The organism is Paenibacillus sp. V4I3 (assembly GCF_030817215.1).
Lineage (GTDB): Bacteria > Bacillota > Bacilli > Paenibacillales > NBRC-103111 > Paenibacillus_E.
Map to the genome: position 1 here is coordinate 1,842,725 of NZ_JAUSZA010000001.1, position 17,719 is coordinate 1,860,443.

General features: G+C 47.5%; 15 protein-coding genes and 1 pseudogene. 10 read left to right on the forward strand and 6 right to left on the reverse strand.

All coding sequences use genetic code 11. From position 1 onward, the window contains the following. The first annotated feature begins 7 nt into the window (after positions 1 to 7). Positions 8 to 3,140, forward strand: a pseudogene (locus QFZ77_RS08620) (alpha-mannosidase). 607 nt (positions 3,141 to 3,747) lie between these two features. Further along, positions 3,748 to 4,776: an LLM class flavin-dependent oxidoreductase gene (locus QFZ77_RS08625; protein ID WP_307438497.1), complete on the forward strand. Its 1,029-nt coding sequence runs from the start codon at positions 3,748 to 3,750 to the stop codon at positions 4,774 to 4,776. An 8-nt stretch (positions 4,777 to 4,784) separates the two neighbouring features. Here the strand turns inward: QFZ77_RS08625 and QFZ77_RS08630 are convergent, their stop codons facing one another. Continuing rightward, positions 4,785 to 5,093 (reverse strand): hypothetical protein, encoded by a 309-nt coding sequence (locus tag QFZ77_RS08630; RefSeq protein WP_307438499.1) that lies wholly within the window; start codon positions 5,091 to 5,093, stop codon positions 4,785 to 4,787. Positions 5,094 to 5,169: 76 nt separating this feature from the next. On the opposite strand from QFZ77_RS08630, the gene infC reads away from it, so the two are divergent. Further along, a complete protein-coding gene (gene infC, locus QFZ77_RS08635; RefSeq protein ID WP_307438501.1) occupies positions 5,170 to 5,655 on the forward strand; it encodes a translation initiation factor IF-3 in 486 nt (161 codons plus the stop codon). A 47-nt stretch (positions 5,656 to 5,702) separates the two neighbouring features. On the opposite strand, the gene QFZ77_RS08640 is transcribed toward infC, so the two are convergent. Further along, entirely contained in the window at positions 5,703 to 6,296 is a 594-nt protein-coding gene (locus QFZ77_RS08640; protein ID WP_307449345.1) for a C39 family peptidase, read from the reverse strand. A 10-nt stretch (positions 6,297 to 6,306) separates the two neighbouring features. Between QFZ77_RS08640 and QFZ77_RS08645 the strand changes: the two genes are divergently transcribed. The 4 genes from QFZ77_RS08645 (at position 6,307) to QFZ77_RS08660 (ending at position 8,536) form a co-directional block, all read left to right on the forward strand. After that, a complete protein-coding gene (locus QFZ77_RS08645; RefSeq protein ID WP_307450106.1) occupies positions 6,307 to 6,546 on the forward strand; it encodes a hypothetical protein in 240 nt (79 codons plus the stop codon). Next, positions 6,530 to 6,682, forward strand: a complete 153-nt coding sequence (locus tag QFZ77_RS08650) for a hypothetical protein (protein ID WP_307438502.1) — start codon at positions 6,530 to 6,532, stop codon at positions 6,680 to 6,682. Before QFZ77_RS08645 ends, QFZ77_RS08650 begins: the two co-directional genes overlap by 17 nt. A gap of 97 nt (positions 6,683 to 6,779) precedes the next feature. Next, positions 6,780 to 7,286 (forward strand): hypothetical protein, encoded by a 507-nt coding sequence (locus tag QFZ77_RS08655; protein ID WP_307438504.1) that lies wholly within the window; start codon positions 6,780 to 6,782, stop codon positions 7,284 to 7,286. Further along, a complete protein-coding gene (locus tag QFZ77_RS08660; RefSeq protein WP_307438506.1) occupies positions 7,283 to 8,536 on the forward strand; it encodes a M48 family metallopeptidase in 1,254 nt (417 codons plus the stop codon). Before QFZ77_RS08655 ends, QFZ77_RS08660 begins: the two co-directional genes overlap by 4 nt. A gap of 454 nt (positions 8,537 to 8,990) precedes the next feature. On the opposite strand, the gene QFZ77_RS08665 is transcribed toward QFZ77_RS08660, so the two are convergent. The 4 genes from QFZ77_RS08665 to QFZ77_RS08680 form a co-directional block, all read right to left on the reverse strand. Continuing rightward, a complete protein-coding gene (locus QFZ77_RS08665; protein ID WP_307438508.1) occupies positions 8,991 to 10,139 on the reverse strand; it encodes a conserved virulence factor C family protein in 1,149 nt (382 codons plus the stop codon). Between the two features lie 99 nt (positions 10,140 to 10,238). After that, positions 10,239 to 10,826 carry a guanylate kinase gene (locus QFZ77_RS08670; protein WP_307438510.1) on the reverse strand — a complete coding sequence of 196 codons (588 nt, stop codon included), beginning with the start codon at positions 10,824 to 10,826 and terminating at the stop codon, positions 10,239 to 10,241. Positions 10,827 to 10,983: 157 nt separating this feature from the next. Further along, entirely contained in the window at positions 10,984 to 13,065 is a 2,082-nt protein-coding gene (locus QFZ77_RS08675) for a DEAD/DEAH box helicase (RefSeq protein WP_307438512.1), read from the reverse strand. Between the two features lie 161 nt (positions 13,066 to 13,226). Further along, positions 13,227 to 13,913, reverse strand: a complete 687-nt coding sequence (locus QFZ77_RS08680; RefSeq protein WP_307438515.1) for a hypothetical protein — start codon at positions 13,911 to 13,913, stop codon at positions 13,227 to 13,229. A gap of 278 nt (positions 13,914 to 14,191) precedes the next feature. Between QFZ77_RS08680 and coxB the strand changes: the two genes are divergently transcribed. Genes coxB through QFZ77_RS08695 form a run of 3 tightly spaced genes read left to right on the forward strand, consistent with a single transcriptional unit; the run spans position 14,192 to position 17,718 of the window. Continuing rightward, the gene (coxB, locus tag QFZ77_RS08685; RefSeq protein WP_307438517.1) at positions 14,192 to 15,208 is read left to right on the forward strand and encodes a cytochrome c oxidase subunit II; all 1,017 of its coding nucleotides are present in this window, start codon (positions 14,192 to 14,194) and stop codon (positions 15,206 to 15,208) included. Between the two features lie 27 nt (positions 15,209 to 15,235). Continuing rightward, positions 15,236 to 17,107 (forward strand): cytochrome c oxidase subunit I, encoded by a 1,872-nt coding sequence (gene ctaD, locus QFZ77_RS08690; RefSeq protein WP_307438519.1) that lies wholly within the window; start codon positions 15,236 to 15,238, stop codon positions 17,105 to 17,107. Continuing rightward, positions 17,104 to 17,718, forward strand: coding sequence for a cytochrome (ubi)quinol oxidase subunit III (locus QFZ77_RS08695; RefSeq protein ID WP_057304211.1), 615 nt, complete (start codon positions 17,104 to 17,106; stop codon positions 17,716 to 17,718). The genes ctaD and QFZ77_RS08695 overlap by 4 nt, the downstream gene beginning before the upstream one ends. The last annotated feature ends 1 nt before the right edge of the window (position 17,719 follow it).

Here is a 17,719-nt window from a genome sequence, read left to right on the forward strand (position 1 = left end):
ATTCGATATGTTTTTTACAGAATCGAAGCTGGAAGCAAGACTACGCGAATTAAGCGAAACCCGGTATCGCGATGCGGTGCCTATGGAGCGATTTTCAGCTACGGAAGACGAGGATGGAGCGATTGGAGCAAGGCCGCCAGTCACGCTGCCTACGTTTGAACTGAAAACAGGTGAGACTTGGAAAGGGCGCGACCGCTACGTGTGGCTATCGCGCACGATTGATATTCCTAAGGAATGGGCAGATAAAACCATTTTGGGGCGCTTCGATTTCGGTGAAACGGGCGGAGGCAACAATGACGGCTTCGAATCCTTATTATATTGGAACGGTTCCCCTTTTCAGGGCCTCGATTCGAACCATCAAGAAGTATTTTTGCCGGAAGAAGCTGCAGGAACTAGGGGGGCGGATGGATATCCGCCTGTGGTCAGGGCTCGAAGGAGGCGGGAAACCGCGCGAGAAGAAGCATACGGTGAATCGCGCTGAAATCTGCTGGCTGGATGAGCGGGTTGACGATTTCTACTACACAGGACGCGCTGTGCTGGAAACAATCCGCAGCCTGGATGCTAACCATCCTGAACGTAATCAGTTAGTTAAAGCGCTCGATCGTTCTTTTAAACTAGTTGATTGGTCGAATCCGCTCTCGGACGCTTACTATGAATCCGTATATAGTTCCCGAGAACTGCTTCTTGAGGAATTAAATCAGATGGAGAAGCATCATCCAGTTACGGTTACTTGTATTGGGCATACCCATATTGATGTGGCTTGGTTATGGAGACTTAAGCATACTCGGGAGAAATGTGCACGCTCGTTCTCAACAGTGCTGCGCCTAATGGAACGATTCCCGGACTATGTATTTTTGCAGACACAGCCTCAACTATACGCCTATATCAAGCAAGATTATCCTGATATTTACAAGCAAATCCTTGAGCGTGTACGTGAGGGGCGCTGGGAAGTTGGCGGAGGAATGTGGCTGGAAGCGGATTGCAACCTAACCTCTGGGGAATCGCTGGTGAGACAATTTTTACACGGGACCCGATTTATTCGTGAAGAATTCGGAGTAGAAAGCACCTATTTATGGCTTCCTGACGTATTCGGGTACAGCTGGGCGCTGCCGCAAATTTTGCGGAAATCCGGTTTCGATACGTTCATGACGACCAAAATCAGCTGGAACCAATTCAATCGTATGCCTCATGATACCTTCAAATGGCGGGGAATTGATGGCACTGAAGTTTTGACGCATTTCATTACCACACCTGGCGATTGGGAAGAAGCTAACTCGTTCTTCTATACGTACAACGGCATGGTAACGCCAATGACGGTCAAAGGTACTTGGGATGCCTACCGAGATAAGGAAGTAAATCAAGAACTTCTGCTTTCTTATGGTTATGGGGATGGCGGCGGCGGTGTCAATCGAGAGATGCTGGAGATGCGCCGTCGTTTGGAAGACATGCCTGGCCTGCCAAAAGTGAAAACAGGACGCGCAGACGAATACTTTGAGCGGTTACAAGAAACTGTTGAAGCAACCGACCGTTACGTCCATACATGGGACGGTGAGCTGTATCTCGAATATCACCGCGGGACTTATACAAGCCAAGCCTACATCAAACGGATGAATCGTAAGCTGGAGCTTCTATATCGTGAAACGGAATATGTCAGCGCTTTGGCTGCCTTGTTGAAATCCGATTGGAGCGTTTATCCACAGGAGATGCTTAACAAGGGTTGGACCATCCTTTTACGCAATCAGTTCCATGATATTATTCCTGGTTCTTCGATTACAGAGGTCTACGAGGACAGTCGTGAGGAATATGCTGAAGCTATGTCTATAGGGACATCCGCGTGGAATGAAGCTGCAGCTCGAATTGGAAACCAGCAGGAAAAAGGTGCGGTAACGGTTCTGAACAGCGCTTCATGGGAACGCAGCGATCTTGTTGTAATCCCTGGGGAAAAAGCTGCGATTGGCAGCGTTTGGACAGATCGCGAAGGCCGCCAATTGAAATCGCAATACACGGATGGCCGCTGGATCATCGACACGCCTCAGGTACCGTCTTTAGGTATGACGACGATTCACTTTACAGATCAATCTCAATCAACTGTGGCTGACGAGATTCCTTTCCAATTGGAAGGTCGCTCGCTGAAAACGCCTCATTATGAAATCGAATGGAACGAATCCGGTCAATTGGTTCGCGTATTCGACCTAGATAATCGCCGGAACGTGCTTGCCGCAAACTCGCGAGGCAACGTTCTGCAGGTGTTTGAAGATAAGCCGATTGATTTCGACGCTTGGGATATTGATATTTTTTACCAAGAAAAAATGCGTGAAATTACCGATCTCGTTTCGGTTGAGCTCGTTGAAGAAGGACCATTAGCAGCAACTGTTGCATTCAAATGGAACTTTGTGAAGTCTACGATCTCACAGTCGATGACTGTTTACGCAGGCAGCCGTCGCATTGATTTCCGCACCCATATCGACTGGCAGGAACGTCAGCAGCTGTTGAAGGTTGCATTCCCGGTAGACGTGCGTTCTACGGAGGCTACTTACGATATCCAGTTCGGTAACGTCAAGCGTCCGACGCATTGGAATACGAGCTGGGATTGGGCGCGTTTTGAATCCGTCGGGCACCAATGGGCGGACTTGTCTGAACGTGGATACGGTGTAAGCTTACTGAATGATTGTAAGTATGGCTACGACATTAAGGATAATGTCATGCGTTTATCGCTAATTAAATCCGCGATTCATCCGGATCCGACAGCTGATCTTGGAGAACATTCCTTTGTGTATGCTCTTCTCCCGCATGCGGGGGATTGGTATGCAGGCGGTACGGTACAGGAAGCATGGGCGCTTAATAATCCGCTGACGAGTTACGTTGGTGTTCCAACGAAAGGTACACTTTCCATGTTCGAATTCTCTGCTCCAAACGTGATGGCGGATGCGATCAAAAAAGCAGAGGATGGAGAGAGACTGGTGCTGCGTATCCATGAGTTTGCTGGAGTCCGTACCTACGTGAATATCAAGAGCGATTTTAAAATTCGATCGCTGCAGGAATGTGATTTGATGGAGCGTCCTATCGGGGACGTGGAGGCTTTCAATATTGAGCTGAAGCCTTATGAGATTAAGACATTTCTTGTTAGTCTTGAAGTTTAGGGCAGCGCTGTAAAACCTGAATCTGAACATAAACCTAATTTCCACCTATGCCTCAAATTGTTGCAAAATAATGAACCTAGCGGTGATTTTCCGCTAGGTTCTTCGCTTACCGGCTACACAGCATGTTTGGTTACGGATATTGCTAGTCATGCGGAGCTATTGGCAGACAATGGTGTAGTTTCGAGACTGTCGATTCATTCAGGTATGCTCCTAACAACTGGTAGGCACTCTTCCTGGGCTAAAGTGGTTACTAATGTTGTAGTTATGAAGGGCGGGATTTAGGCCGCAATTGTTGCACATTCTACAACATCATTCAACCGAGAATAGAGATTCATTCATCCAGCAACCTCATATAAGCCTATATGAAGATGGATTCCGATTTTATAACGCCCAATTAAGATAAATGTGTATTGAAAAATTACTGTTTGGAAAAAAGTCTGGCATAAAATTTCCCTGTAACCATACACTTTTAGTAAGTAAGAGGAATTGATAAGTTAAAATTTCACAATCGGGGACAACGCCATTAGGGGTTTGTCCTTTTTCTTTTGTTGGTCGGACGTTGTATAATCAAGATCATCGGCAGATGACTCAGAAAGAAGGGATGACAATGCTGAAGTTAAGTATTCTTGATCAGTCACCGGTATCATCCGGGTGTACGCATAGCGAGGCTTTACAGCAAACAATTGGGTTGGCTCAGGTGGCCGACCGTCTAGGCTACACCCGATTCTGGGTGTCGGAGCATCATAACTCGGCAGGCCTTGCGGGCTCCTCGCCAGAGGTGCTTCTCTCCACGCTGGCTGCCCGCACTAGTCGTATTCGGCTCGGCTCCGGCGGCGTGCTGCTGCCCCATTACAGCCCCTACAAGGTCGCTGAGAATTTCCGTATGCTCGAGGCGCTCTATCCGGGGCGCATCGACCTTGGCATCGGGCGTGCGCCCGGAGGCACGCCGCATACGGCCAAAGCGCTGCGAGGCATCAGCGCTGATATGTTCGAAGGACTTGAGCGGTTCCCAGCGCAAGTCACGGATCTGCTCGGGTTCCTCGCCGACTCGGTGGAACCCGGGCACGTATTCGAGGGCATCCGCGCCACCCCTTTGGTGGACTCGATGCCCCAGGTGTGGCTGCTCGGCTCGACCGGGCAGAGCGGGGTATATGCCTCGCAAGCAGGCGCAGCGTTCTGCTTCGCGCACTTCATCAACGGAGCGGGAGGACAGCATGCGGTGCGCAGCTACCGCAGCTCGTTCCGACCGTCAGCGCTGAATGTCGTACCGCAGGCGACAGTGTGCATCTATGTGCTGTGCGCTGAGACGCAGGCGGAGGCCGAGGGGCTTGCGGCTTCGATTGATTTGCGCATCCTGCAAACGGAAAAAGGCGAATTCACAGGAGTGAAATCGCCCGAAGAAGCGGCTGACTATGTATACTCAGATTGGGATCATACAAGGGTAAGGGACAATCGATCCCGTATGATTATTGGTGATCCGAACCAGGTAAGGGAGCAGCTGCTGCTCCTAGCCGAAAGCTACCAAGTCGATGAAGTGATGGTCGTGACTGGAGGCTACCGCTTTGAGACGAGACTGCAGACGATTGAATTGTTGGCAGAAGCTTTTAAACTTGAGATGAGGCAGCATGCTTTTTAAGGAAACGGTTAACGGTTCTGACTCGGCCGCTTATCGATTTCTTGTGTGACGATATAGGCTAGCTCCTCGTTGCCGAATAGAGTTAGCACGCCTAGTACAGTATCATCAGGGACTTCACCAGCTTCTTCTTTGGAAACCGTTAAATCAAGGGCTTGCTGCAGCGATTCGTTATTAGGCTGGTCAGGATAGGCGCTATGATAAAGCGCAGCAGGATCCAAATCATGGTTGATACACCATTGTGCAAAAACGAGGATCATCATATGCTCTTCACGTTTGTAATTTTCGATCATTTGTTCTTCTAATTGTTTATTATTCATATTTGGTTAGACATCTCCTTAAACAACCTCTTCCTGGTGATGGGTTCATTATAGCGAAAGATTAGGTGTAATCACAATGATTAAGAATGAGAAAATCAAAGCATCCGAGGTTCATGTTACGGGACTGCTTGGTGAAGATCTGGGCGTTATGTCCACGAAGGAAGCACTACTGCTAGCAAAGCAGCTGAAAGTGGATTTAATCTGCACCTCGCTCATGAGCAGTCCTCCTCCCTGTAAGCTCATTGGAGCTGGTCAAGCGAAGCAAGAAGATCTGCAGGAAAAGCAGCAGGCCCGCAAGCGTGAGCAAGCTCCTAAGGTCAAGGAGCTCCGCTTAACGCCCCACATTGAAGATCATGACCTGGAGACGAAGCGGCTGCAAGCGGAGCGCATTCTGCAAGGCGGTGACGCTGTGCTGCTGGTCGTGAAGATTTCAGGCAAAGAAGGCGCGAAGGCGAAAGAATTGCTTGAGACGCTGACCAAAGATTTAAGCTCGTATGGACGTAAGCACACAGGCATACAGCTTAGCGGTAAGCAAGCGGCTGTGCAAATGGATCCCTTATAAAAAAAGCATGGACTACTCGGGATAGATCGAGCAGTTCATGCTTTCTTTTAATTAACTGTAATCGCTTGAGACCCCATCTGCTCCCAGACTGTTTTGAAATCAAATAAAGCATAGGATTCCTGCTTTCCGGTCATCGGATCGTTCATATAGGCGTAATCATCGTCCCAACCTGTTAAGAGTAAAGCGTGCTCGGGTTGATACCACTCGACTAGCTGACCCTCTTCATCCTGCCATTCCATCTCCAGATAAGGTATATCCATATGTTCCGTTGCCCAAATCATTGCTGGTTTTCCTTGGGAAATAATCGTGAGCAAATCTTTAAAGGCAATGCCAGACAAATCCCTAACATGGCCGGGTAACCATTGATCCAGCATGTCCGCGATCGGCCTATGATAAATACCATACCCTACCTCATAAGGGTTACCTACAAATACATTTTTGGGATTACTGCCAATTAATGCTCCGTCGTCATTCACATAGGGCAACTCACCTAAGGGGAGTGCATCAGCGACCTCCTCTTTGGATACTGGGACCCCAGCCCAGTTTAACAGCATCGTGGCCACGACTGCTTCGCATCCGTTCGGCAGCTCGGGCAGTTGCGATAGGGGAGGAACATTTTGCAACTGAAAATGATGTTTCATCTTGGGTTGAATGGTTGGTGCAGGGGCAGGTATTGATATTGGTATTGGTATTTGTTGTTCTGTACCATCTAGATGTGGTTTAGTGACGGATATAGGTAATACCTGCTCCAGGGCAGGAGATGTAGGCATAGCGTTTGCCAAACAAAAGATGCTGAATAAAACTAAAAAACAACAGGTCATTTTCTTCATTTCCCACGTCCAATCTGGTTATCTTCTCATTACAACATGGGAAAATGGAAAAATCAAATAAAGGGATCGGCTATCTATTTCTGCAAATTGAAAATGATCAAGCCAATACACATACAATGGCAACTCTGTCGCATAGTCTAGGAGAACGGATTATTGCCAAGAGCGTTGGTTTTTTAAGCCGACCGCTCATCGCTTGAATCAAAAAATGCTTGGCGTATATGTTCGTGAGGTATAAGCTCATAGAATAGGGTAAAATGGGAGCAAAGACTCGTTTAACGGATATAAGGGAGACTTATGAATAAACACGAGGATCAGAAAAAGGCGATGGAACAAGCTGCAATTGATATCTTTCTGGATTTATACAATGTGAACAATGAGGTTCCCTTACGTATGGTTCAGCAGCAAGAGAAGCCGGACGCGCTGCTTGAGGATGCGAGGGATAATCGAATAGGGTTAGAAGTCACCCATCTGTTCTACGATACCGAGGAAGCACGGCTTATGCTGTCGCGTTCCGAGCTGACTAAGCCTAGTGCCGAAGGAATAGATACGTTTATTAAGGTCATTAATGACCGCATTCAAAGTAAGGAACATAAATTAAAAGATTACTCTCATGATTATCCCTGCATGCTGCTTATTCGTAATCTATCCCTTTTGTTTGGGATGTCCGATATACTTGGCCGGAAGCGTAATCTGGTACTACCGCATGGACATTTCACCCAGGTGTGGCTCCTGTCTAGAGATTTCACACCAGACTGGTTATTGATTAACTTGAATGAAGTTGGTCGTGGAGGTATGAAATGAAGCGTTTCTACATAGGACTTGTTGCAGCTTTTGGTGTGTATGCGTTAACCTTGATCGTTTACTTCTTAAAAGGGGACTTGTTCCACATCCCATATGCACTAATTGGAACCATTGCAGACCCGCATACGTTCATGACCACAGAAGAAATTACAAAGGCCGAGTCCTTGTCACGTATACGCTCGCTAGCTTATTTCCTAAGCTCTCCATTGCAAATGGGGGTCTTGCTGGCACTGCTCGGAATTGCAGTAAGGTTTCGCCGTATGTCAGAAAGGTTATTCCGCGCCTCCTTCCTGCAGATGGTTGCTTTTGTGCTTTTTTTTACCTTACTTATGGACGTGCTCTTCCTGCCGATTGATTATTTTCTGTTCAAAGTCGATCAGGCTTATGGTTTGTCCACGGAAACACTAGCCTTGTTCTGGAGTGATCGTGGGAAAGATTTCCTCATTGACGTCTTGGGTACGATTGTTATCGTATGGATTTTCAGAGGGGTGTTAAAATGGCGTCCTGACCGTTGGTGGCTCTGGTTCTGGCTGGTATCTATTCCGCTTATTTTGTTCGTCACCTTCATCCAGCCCGTTGTGCTGGACCCGCTGTATCACGATTTTCAACCGCTTCAAAATCAAAAGCTAAAGGCACAAATTCTCCAGCTTGCTGCGCAATCACAGATCCCTGCGGATCAAGTATATGAAGTCAATATGTCTGAGCGGACTCATACAATTAATGCCTATGTGAACGGCATTGGAGGGAACGCCCGTATCGTTCTTTGGGATACGATACTAAAGAAGCTGCAGCCGGATGAGATTTTGACCGTGATGGCTCATGAAATGGGACATTACGCCGAGCGGCATATCTATCTAGGGATTGCTTATGGGATCGCACTTAGTTTTATCGGTTTCTGGCTTGCCTTTCATGCTTATCGTTTGTTTATTCGGCGTTGGGGTTCCTATTGGGGAATACGAGGGGAGAGCGATTTAGCTGCTCTGCCGATCCTGCTGCTTATTGTGACGATCATGAGTTTTGCCTCGGCGCCAGCGCAAAATGCTTTCTCGAGAGTCATCGAGCATCGAGCCGATGTCTATGCTATGAAAATGACCGGAGACGGCAGCGCCGCGATCCGCGCCTTTCAACACATAGCCCAAGAAAATCTCAGCCCCGTCACACAACCTAAGCTGGTTCAGTGGTTCCGCGGGTCGCATCCAACGATTTTGGAGCGGATTTTATATTTTGAGCAGTTTGAAGCTAAACGTTAGAGTAGAGTGGGAGTAAAAAGAGTGGTTCGTCGCATTCCCCTTCTTATATGTAAAAAAGCACTGAAGGCTTCCAGAATTTCTGGATAGCTTCCGTGCTTTTTTTCGAGGATTCTTTATACTTGCTCATAACTTCTACTCTTCCTACTCTTGTTAGGTTAAGTGAAATATGCATAATTAGTCGGTAAGTAACTATCTTTCCAAGCGTTTTGTTTGCTGTTTTTTTGAAGAAATGGAGCCTTAGGCAAGTTGTACTGCTTACAACAATTTCCTTGATTTCTTTTTGGGAAGTTAAGAATGTTGTATGTTCTACAACAATCTAGCAGTTTTATAGGCTATAGAGCTACTTTTGGCCGGATAAGCGAGCAAATGTTTCAGCATTAGTGGGTTTTGCATACCGCCATATAGCGTACACTGCGCGCTCAGGATTCGTGCGCGGTGAGAAACTTACCAAACGCTATTCGTTTCTACGGGTCATTTGCTGCCATACGGAGCCTTCGGCGGCGTGCCCACCTTCGATACGTTCGAGTGCGATTTTCACCTGCATGCGTACCTCGAATTCGGGGTCATCTACTGCTTGGTGCAGGGCACTGAGCACAGTGTTATCTCCCACTTCGTACAAGAAGCGCGCCGCGCGCCAGCGGACTAGCTTGTTGCGGTCTTTGAGGGCCTTCGCCATGGCTGGCATGGCGGCAGGGTCACCGATGTCGGACAGCGTATCGCCTGCGGTCCGCCGAACGGAAGGTGTATCGTCCTCGAGGGCACGATACAGGAAGGGCAGTACCTCGGGTTCCTTGATATCCCCGAGGTATACGGTTGCTAGTCGCCGAATCGACGTGTTCTCGTCCTGCAGGGCATGGACGAGAAGCGGCAGCGTCGTAAGCGACGGCTGGATCTTCTGAAGCGCGGCATAGCGCAGCTTCCAGTCGCTATGGCGCAGCTGTGCAAGGGCTGCGCTAGCATCCTCAACCCCCGCGGATTCCTCCGCGGGGGAAGTTTCTGAGGTCTCCCGCATCGCGAGGGAGACCAAGCTTTCGACGCGGGCGTCGTCGTAAGAAGCGTCCAGCTCCTGGACGACTTCGCCCGCGATGTCCGCGAGCTCGCCGTAGCGTACGCCGAGCTCCTCGAGCTTCCGCTCCTTAATCAGGTTCGGCGATGCCGTACCGGCGCGAACTGCCGCCTGAGTGAAGCGCTCCGGCATTCCTACGCGAACTTCTTCTGCGCCCGCGCGTACCCTCACCTGGAGCGGGATGCCACGAAACATCTGCACGAGGACTTGTGCCTCACCGAATGCGGCTTCAGCCGTGGGCTGCTGTTCCGGAGGCAGGCCTCCGTCTGCAGATGGCTGCGCTTCGCCGAAAATTTCACGGGCTCTGGCCAGAATGAACTGCCAGTCCCCCTTAGAAGTACGGTCTACGGCAATGAAGTCCGCTGCATGGAACACACTAATAACGCCTTGGACAGCCAGCAATTGTCCAATGTTTTCAGGTGCTTGCTTGCTGTTAGCTTTTGCATAGGTTTTTCGCACACCAGCAGGAAGCGACTCATCCATATTGAGCTTCATCGAATTCGGACTAGGTGTTGGTTCAATAGATATAATTTTCAAGTGGACAACTCCTTCATGAAGGCATCGTAGCCGTTAACTGTTACGTGAAAAGACCCGGACGAAGTTCCGTCCAGGCCTGTTATAGGCATTCACTGCCGCTTAATCCAAATCAACTAAATTGCGATTTAAGTAGTGATCCAACGTTTTTGTTAAATCAAACACCGTATGAGCTAAGTCAACATTCTCAAACACATGATCACATTCGTCACGGAAAGCTAATTCATCTTCGTAATAAGAGAGATACTTCGAAATGACTTCTTCCGAGTCTCCACTTTCTTTCATCCGTTGTTCAAGTTTATCCCGTCCGGCATGAATGAAGATAAGGACTACGTGATCTCCGTAAATCTTTTTGAGGGTTTCGGCGCCAAAGCGGTTCAAGATTAAATAAATACTGCCGCTAAGCTCGAACATGTGTTCAATATCTGCACTTTTGATACCATACAAATGGTCATTAACTGTACTAACCTCAATGAATTCACCGGCAGTTTGTGCTTTAACAAACTCGGCAGGAGAGATAAAGTGATAATCTTGACCATCTTCTTCGGAAGCCTTCGGAGGTCTGGTGGTGTAAGAGATGACCTGCTTCATGCCCAAAGTGGAGCCTGACATTTCCGCGACCGTCTTACGACCAGCACCGTGAGGACCGGTGAATACAAAAATCATTTCCTTGTCCTTTAATGCGTACATGGAACATACCTCCTTAATGGGAATTGTGGGGGGTAAATCCTACGTGCGTGCAACGGTATGAAACGATTTTTGATAAGTAGGATCACTTGCAGCCGTATTTATATTTTACAACGTTCGGGTTATTCGGTAAAGTCTTGCTTGGAAAGCGCTTTTTTTCCTAGCGCTTTCCGCCACGGCCACCACCGCGTGGTGCGCTGCCGCGGGATCCGCCTGATTGCCCGCCGCGAGGCGAGCTGGATCTGTCGCCACGAGGCGCTCCGCCACGTGCTCCGAAGCTATCACCGCGAGGTGCGCTACCTGCGCTACCGCGTGCCTGGCCGCCGCGTCCGCCGCCAGCTTGCCCGCCACGCGGCGCACTCGGTCTGTCGCCACGAGGCGCTCCGCCGCGAGCTCCAAAGCCTTCGCCACGAGGCGCTCCGCCGCGAGCTCCAAAGCCTTCGCCACGCGGTGCTCCGCCGCGAGCCCCAAAGCCCTCACCACGCGGTGCTGCTGCACCACGCGGTGCTGCTGCACCGCGAGCTCCGCGCTCCGCGCTGTCGCCACGGCCTTTGCCGCCGCGAATCGTGCGTGACGCGCTTGCTGCATCGTCACGCCCCGTGCCGGCATACTTATTATATGGCGAATAAGACTTATCGCCATGAGGAGCAGAACGTCTGCGCTCCGTACCTTCACCGCGACCTTCGGTGCGCGGCGCGCGTTCGGCTGCGTCTCCGCCACTCCATGACTTGGTGACGCGTGCTTTAGCTGCATTCATGTTGTCACCGCGACCTGGTCCGGCATTCGTTGCGGCTGGTCGCTCTTTACTCTCAGCGCGTCCCCAAGTATTCGGATTGCGTTCCGAGTTGACCTTCGCAGGACGTGGACCTGTACGTGCACTTCCAGGCGCAGCGGTACGCGAACCGAATTTATCGCCTCTAGAAGATGAACTTTTTGTTCCATACTGAACGTTGTCTCGACCACCACGGCTAGCTTCGCGAGCGCCGGATCTTCCGCTGCGTCCGCCGCGCAGTTCCGCTGCGCCGTTTCTTTCATTACGGCCCCCGCGTGATTGCCCACCGCTGCTTCTGCGTGCGGAACCTCTGCCATCCGTGTCAACATATTCCTCAGAGTTGGAACGAACACGTCTTTGCTGTTGTTCCGGACTTCTCAAAGACATCCGAATCCCTTTTTCGATTAATTCAATGGTAGGCATATCTCGCTGTGTAGCAAAAGTCACAGCTACACCCGATTCCCCAGCACGGCCAGTTCGGCCAATACGGTGAATGTAGCTCTCGGCATCTTGCGGGACATCATAATTGAAAATATGAGTGACGCCTTCAACATCTAAGCCACGAGCTGCGATATCCGTTGCAACTAAAAGTTCGATTCGCCCGTCTCTGAAACGCTTCATGACTTGTTCGCGCTTCGCTTGAGACAAATCACCGTGAAGCTCATCCGACATTAAGCCAATTTCCTGCAAAACCTCATTTAGCGCTATAGCCTTAGCTTTCGTTCGACAGAAAATCATCGCTAGATATGGCTTATATTCTTTAATAGCTGCTATCAAAGCATCTTGTTTGTCTCGGTCTGTCGTCGGAATCAGAACTTGTTTAATTTCAGTCAAAGTCACTTGTTTACTTTGAATTTTAATTTCCTTAGCTTCTTTCATATAAGCTTTGGATAGGTTTACGACCTGCTCAGGCATAGTCGCAGAGAAGAGAAGCGTTTGACGATAAGGGGATGTTTGGGCAATGATATCCTTCACTTCATGAAGGAAGCCCATATGCAGCATTTGATCGGCTTCATCTAAAACAAGTATTTTCAATTTATAGAAGTTGATAGAACCGCGGCGAAGGTGATCGAGCAATCTTCCCGGTGTTCCTACTACTATATGTATGTTACCTTGCAGCTTTCTAAGCTGCTTTTCTACATCTTGCCCGCCATATGCAGCCAAAACCTTTGCGCCTGTAACAGGGACAAGGATTTTCAGCTCATTGCTAATTTGAATAGCTAATTCACGTGTCGGTGTCAATATAAGTGCTTGGACATCTGGGCTCTCTACATCAATTGTTTCTAATATAGGAAGTACGAAGGCAAGGGTTTTACCTGTACCTGTTTGTGCTTGTGCGATAACATCTGTACCTTTTAATAAAACAGGAATCGCTTCTTTTTGAATGGGGGTCGGTTCTACGACTCCTCCAGATTGTAAAACGTTAACGAGACTTTCTCTAATACCTAATGAGGCAAATCCATTTGACATGGTAAATTGGCCAGCTCCCTTTTTTCTACTTACTTGTTAAAGACGATTCCCTCATTGTACAGGAATGCCAGACAAATGAAAACAGGAGCCGACCAACAAGCAGTAATTACTACCTTATATATAGAAGGAATTTTCGTTAATTCATGTAATTTGCTTCTACATCAGTCTTCAGGCAACACTTGCGCTGTACCGAAAATGCGAGTAACCGTTTGATTGAAATCCGTTAATAACGGCATCAGTGAATGGCCCTTCCAGCTTTCTTGGGCGTAGTTGTTCATTTTATTAAGGAAATCACGGTTTGCCGAAATGTAGACATCCATAATGTTAGGTTGCAGCGTACGAATTTTCTCGGCCATGGCTTGTTTAAATCGATGAGAAAGCATATCGTGGTGAACGGCAGTTTCATAACTATTGTAGCCATTGTTTAAATCATTGGACGGCATGTAGTCATTAAATGGCGCATTATCGTTATAAAAACCTTTGTTAGTCCCTTGGTTATTCGTCTCTCTGGTGGTACCCTTGGTACCTGTAGCACTGCTATCAATCATTAGAGCGACGTAGGCATTCTGATCCGTGGTCATCACGATAGCTGTATTAACCCCATTCATGGCATGTAATTGATTGGAAAGAAATTGGCTGTATTCCAGCTTTGCATTGTTGTGTGTTACTGAACCATAGAGCTGTTGGGTTTGATAAGCTCTTTCGGTTTCCTCTGTTTTTTCGACAGGGGCGCCAAAATTCGTGTGGTCGGGACTTTTTCCATATTCTCTTCCTTTCTCTGCACAACCGGATAATGTCAGCAGGAGGAATATCATTCCACAAATCGGAAAACCTAACTTCCTGAGCATCAAAAGAGACCTCCCATATAGATTGTAATGTTTATAGGATGGGATGTTTCTGCGCTTTTATTCGTGTTCACAAATAAAGGCTTTTATGCATAAAGAGGCGGGTGTATGGAAATACCCATGGAGGGAAAATATATCGCTACAGAGCGGTTTAAGAACAATTTGTGAACTTCCCTCCAGCGATTGACAAAAACTTTTCACGAATTTATAGTTAATAAAGTGAATTGACATGGGCATGGCCTTCGTGGTAAAAATATTGTTTTAAAAGTGGGGTTGATACAATGAGTCGATTGAAAAAGTTATGGCGTCTGGTGCCCCTTTTAGCGGCAATGACGTTCTTGCTAACCGGGTGTGGAGACCCAACCTTGTCTGCTTTAGTGCCAAAAGGTCCTGTGGCAACCGAGCAGCTTTATTTAATGAAATTAAGTCTCTTTATCATGGTTTTTGTCGTAATTGTCGTATTTGCAATTTATGTGTATGTGTTAATTCGCTTTCGTAAGCGTGAAGGTGATAATAGCGTACCTAAGCAAGTTGAAGGTAGCCACGTGCTTGAGATTATCTGGACAGTCGTTCCGATTCTCCTTCTGTTAGTACTTGCGGTGCCAACAGTGTCCTACACATTTAAGCATTCAACGAATTACAATAAGGACAAAGCTGCGGTTCATGTCAAAGTAACTGCGCATCAATTCTGGTGGCAGTTTGAATATCCCGATTTAGGCATCGCTACAGCTCAAGAGCTTGTCGTACCTAAGGATAAAATTATTGCATTCGATCTTGTTTCAGCTGACGTGTCTCATGCCTTCTGGGTACCATCCCTAGGTGGTAAAGTGGATACAAATCCAGGTATCCATAATACGCTTTATCTTCAAGCTGACGAAATTGCAACCTTCCAAGGAAGATGTACAGAGCTTTGCGGAGCCTCGCATGCCTTGATGAACTTTACCGTTCAAGCGAAGTCCGAAGCCGATTTCAACGCGTGGGTAGCGAAAATGAAAGCTCCTACTAGTGTGCCGGCAACTGCGCAAAAAGGTGAAGAGCTTTTCAAAGAAAATTGTATGTCTTGTCACGCTGTTAATGCGAACGGTCCTGGTGTTGCTCCTAACCTTAAAGGTTTCGCTGATCGCGATACGCTCGCTGGTATTCTGGAACACACTCCTGAGAAAATGGCGTTGTGGATACATAATCCGCAAGAACAAAAACCGGGCAACAAAATGCCGGCTTTTGGTAAAGAAGCAGGCGGCAAGCTTGATGACGGTCAAATTAAAGATATTGTTCAGTACTTACAGACTTTGAAATAAACTTCTCAGTTAAAGGAGGTTAATACGTTGGCTCACTCTCATCCAGTAAAAAAATACAGCGGTTTGATGGATTGGCTTACAACAGTCGATCACAAGAAAATCGGTATCCTGTACTTAATAGCGGGCGGCTTCTTCTTCCTCGTAGGAGGACTTGAAGCCATCTTGATTCGGATTCAACTCGCTTTTCCCGATCAGCATATTTTTATCGGCGATTCATTTAACCAATTAACGACGATGCACGGAACAACGATGATTTTCTTTGCGGCTATGCCGGTTATCTTCGCATTCATGAATGCCATCGTTCCTCTACAAATTGGTGCAAGGGACGTTGCGTTCCCTTTCGTTAACGCACTTGGTCTTTGGTTGTTCATCGCAGGTGGCGTACTGATGAACACAAGTTGGTTCTTGGGTGGAGCACCTGATGCTGGTTGGACGGGGTATGCTCCATTATCCTCGATAACGGACACCAGTTGGGGACAAACACTTGAAAACAACCTTCAAGGTACGGATTTCTACGTACTAGGACTACAAATTGCTGGTATTGGTACTCTAATCGGGGGGATTAATTTCCTCGTTACGATTATCAACATGCGTGCACCTGGTCTTACGTATATGCGTATGCCAATGTTCACGTGGTCTGCTTTCGTTACTTCTGGTTTGATCGTTCTTGCATTCCCTGCGATTACGGTTGCCCTTGTTGAACTAATGTTTGACCGTATCTTTGGCGGTGCATTCTTCGATGCAGCCAGAGGCGGTAACAACGTTTTATGGGAGCATTTATTCTGGATTTTCGGGCATCCCGAAGTTTACATTCTGATTCTTCCTGCATTTGGTATTATTTCTGAGATCGTTTCGACTTTCTCGAAAAAACGTCTTTTCGGATACAGCTCCATGGTATTTGCAACAGTTTTGATTGGTTTCCTAGGCTTCATGGTTTGGGTTCACCATATGTTTACATCAGGTTTAGGTCCAGTTGCTAACTCTATCTTCGCGATTGCTACAATGGCGATTGCAGTTCCAACTGGCGTAAAGATCTTTAACTGGTTATTCACACTTTGGGGCGGACAAATTCGCTTCACAACAGCAAATATTTTCGCAACAGCCTTTATCCCAACATTCGTAATGGGTGGAACAACGGGGGTTATGCTTGCGATTCCAGCAGCAGACTTCCAGTATCATGATACGTATTTCGTTGTCGCACACTTTCACTATGTTATCGTTGGTGGTCTAGTGCTTGGTTTGTTCGCGGGTCTTTACTACTGGTGGCCAAAAATGTTTGGACGTATGTTGAACGAAGGAATGGGTAAACTGCATTTCTGGTTGTTCTTCATTGGCTTCCATTTGACATTCTTCCCTCAGCATTTCTTGGGACTCATGGGAATGCCGCGTCGTGTCTTTACCTACCAACCCGGATATGATCTCGAAGTAGGTAACTTAGTATCAACGGTAGGCGCGTTCTTGATGGGTATCGGTACATTGGTATTCCTGATCAACATTATTGCAACACAAAGAAAACCAGTTACGGCTCCTGCAGATCCATGGGATGGACGTACATTGGAGTGGGCGATTCCTTCACCTGCACCTGAGTATAACTTCAAACAAACGCCGCTTGTTCGCGGTTTAGATGCACTTTGGAAAGAAAAAATGGCTGGTAATAAAGAGATGACTCCGGCAGAACCTGTAGGTTCGATTCATATGCCTTCCTCATCCATATTACCGCTTGTTATGTCCGTTGGTTTGTTCATTGCAGGATTTGGTTTTATGTACAAAAACTACTATGTAGCTGCCGCGGGTATCATTGTTACATTTATTGCAATGTTCTTACGTTCCGTATACGACGATCATGGTTGGCATATTGAACCGGAAGAACTTGAAGACGACAAGGGGGTAAAGGCATGAGTACTCATCATACGGGCGCACTGCCTGCTAATCCGGAAACGGCTACCCTCGAAGGGAAAAATAAAGTTCTCGGATTTTGGTTGTTCCTCGGTGCTGAAGTTGTGTTGTTCGGTTGTTTATTCGCAACCTACATCGCACTTCGGAACTCTGTTCCAGACGGTCCTACAGCGGATGAACTTTTCAAACTCAAAACAGTGGGTTGGTCTACATTCATCCTCTTAACAAGTAGCTTAACGAGTGTGTTCGCGATCATTGCGATGCACAAACAAAAGCTGGGACAATTGTTATTTTGGCTGGCAGTTACTGTATTGTTTGGTCTTTCGTTCTTGGGTATGGAGATTTACGAGTTTTTTGAATATGTTCATGAAGGACATAAATTTACAACAAGTGCTTTCTCGACCTCATTTTATACCTTGGTCGGATTCCACGGAGCTCACGTAGCGTTCGGTGTTTGCTGGATTACACTGTTGATTTTGCAAGGACTCAAAAAAGGTCTTACGGTTGTTACAGCACCTAAGTTTTATGTAGCAGCCTTGTATTGGCACTTTATTGACTTAGTCTGGGTATTTATCTTCACAGTCGTTTATCTGATGGGGAAGGTGGGTCACTAAG

Coding starts and splice junctions, on each gene's coding strand:
- QFZ77_RS08625 (WP_307438497.1), top strand. CDS start 3,748: ATGCTGAAGTTAAGTATTCTTGATCAGTCACCGGTATCATCCGGGTGT.
- QFZ77_RS08630 (WP_307438499.1), bottom strand. CDS start 5,093: ATGAATAATAAACAATTAGAAGAACAAATGATCGAAAATTACAAACGT.
- infC (WP_307438501.1), top strand. CDS start 5,170: ATGATTAAGAATGAGAAAATCAAAGCATCCGAGGTTCATGTTACGGGA.
- QFZ77_RS08640 (WP_307449345.1), bottom strand. CDS start 6,296: ATGAAACATCATTTTCAGTTGCAAAATGTTCCTCCCCTATCGCAACTG.
- QFZ77_RS08645 (WP_307450106.1), top strand. CDS start 6,307: ATGGTTGGTGCAGGGGCAGGTATTGATATTGGTATTGGTATTTGTTGT.
- QFZ77_RS08650 (WP_307438502.1), top strand. CDS start 6,530: ATGGAAAAATCAAATAAAGGGATCGGCTATCTATTTCTGCAAATTGAA.
- QFZ77_RS08655 (WP_307438504.1), top strand. CDS start 6,780: ATGAATAAACACGAGGATCAGAAAAAGGCGATGGAACAAGCTGCAATT.
- QFZ77_RS08660 (WP_307438506.1), top strand. CDS start 7,283: ATGAAGCGTTTCTACATAGGACTTGTTGCAGCTTTTGGTGTGTATGCG.
- QFZ77_RS08670 (WP_307438510.1), bottom strand. CDS start 10,826: ATGTACGCATTAAAGGACAAGGAAATGATTTTTGTATTCACCGGTCCT.
- QFZ77_RS08675 (WP_307438512.1), bottom strand. CDS start 13,065: ATGTCAAATGGATTTGCCTCATTAGGTATTAGAGAAAGTCTCGTTAAC.
- QFZ77_RS08680 (WP_307438515.1), bottom strand. CDS start 13,913: ATGCTCAGGAAGTTAGGTTTTCCGATTTGTGGAATGATATTCCTCCTG.
- coxB (WP_307438517.1), top strand. CDS start 14,192: ATGAGTCGATTGAAAAAGTTATGGCGTCTGGTGCCCCTTTTAGCGGCA.
- QFZ77_RS08695 (WP_057304211.1), top strand. CDS start 17,104: ATGAGTACTCATCATACGGGCGCACTGCCTGCTAATCCGGAAACGGCT.